Consider the following 1,016-nt stretch of genomic DNA (forward strand, 5'->3'; position numbering starts at 1 on the left):
AGATAATAATGGATTTTATTTTCAATGGGATGAAACTTAGTTAAAGGAGCTTTCGATGAATTAGGTTTTCTTGTTAAGCTTAATGGGAGATTTTTTAATAAGAGCAAGCGCATCTCTTGGTCCACTGACGTGGCAGGATAGTTGAACAAGGAGATTTAGGAAAAAATTAAGGTTTGTGCCGATTTTTTTATTAGTCCTGTTAAGGTGAGGAGTTCAATATGAAATTGGGAGATAAAAAAAACAAAAAAATTCAGGCTATATATAGAAAAATAAAACAAGAGAAAGAAGAAGAAAAAAATGGCAGTCTAAAAGATGCGGCAATTATTGTCTTTATTATTTTAATAATTGCTATCCTGGATAATATGTTTAAATCATTTTAGCCTATTTAACTGGTAGAGGAGAAACTGAAAATTTAATATTTGTTTTTCCATTGTTTTAAGTGCATTATTAAGCTCTTATTTTTTACTTATGATAGGTCCATCGCCAGCTGCTGGAGTTTTTACCTTTAGTATTATTGTTTGTATTTTTTATAGAAGATTATATGAGTGACCTATGTTAGTTTATTATGTTTACTACTGCTTCACAGTATTTTGGTGCCATTATGAAATTAGAAGCTACTACAACATAAAAATGTTATGGGATTGATGTGTATCTGTTTATATTATCTTAAAATATTTTATCATTTTGCGATCAAAAAATGGTGAAATTTAGGTAATTGTTGTTTAAAAAATAAACGGGGGGATTACCATTCTAAAGATTCCATCGTTATTGGTTGTCTTATTGTTATTGCTATCTGCTTGTAGTTTAAAAACTTTAACCTTTTCAGGAGAGACAGATCATTGGTCTGCTGAATTAAAGGTCACACAAACCAATGAAGACTATGAAACACAGGAATTCAAACTTCAATTTAAAGGTAAAGATATTAAATCCGTGGGTGAAATAACTTATAATATCGAAACTAATGCAGGTGGTTTTGGATATAGTGATGCAAAATTGAATAAGGATGGTTTTCTTAC

Annotated in this window: 1 protein-coding gene and 1 pseudogene; both read left to right on the forward strand. The window is 29.8% G+C overall.

What is annotated here, in order from left to right; translation table 11 throughout:
- The first annotated feature begins 218 nt into the window (after nucleotides 1-218).
- Complete coding sequence (locus V7083_RS23540) at nucleotides 219-380, forward strand: hypothetical protein (RefSeq protein ID WP_335482633.1); 162 nt, start codon at nucleotides 219-221, stop codon at nucleotides 378-380.
- A gap of 388 nt (nucleotides 381-768) precedes the next feature.
- Nucleotides 769-1,016 (forward strand): annotated as a pseudogene (locus V7083_RS23545) (hypothetical protein); the annotation flags it as partial.

Origin of the sequence: Bacillus sp. JJ1764, assembly GCF_036962145.1 — a bacterium.
In the GTDB taxonomy this organism is placed as follows: Bacteria; Bacillota; Bacilli; order Bacillales; family Cytobacillaceae; genus Neobacillus.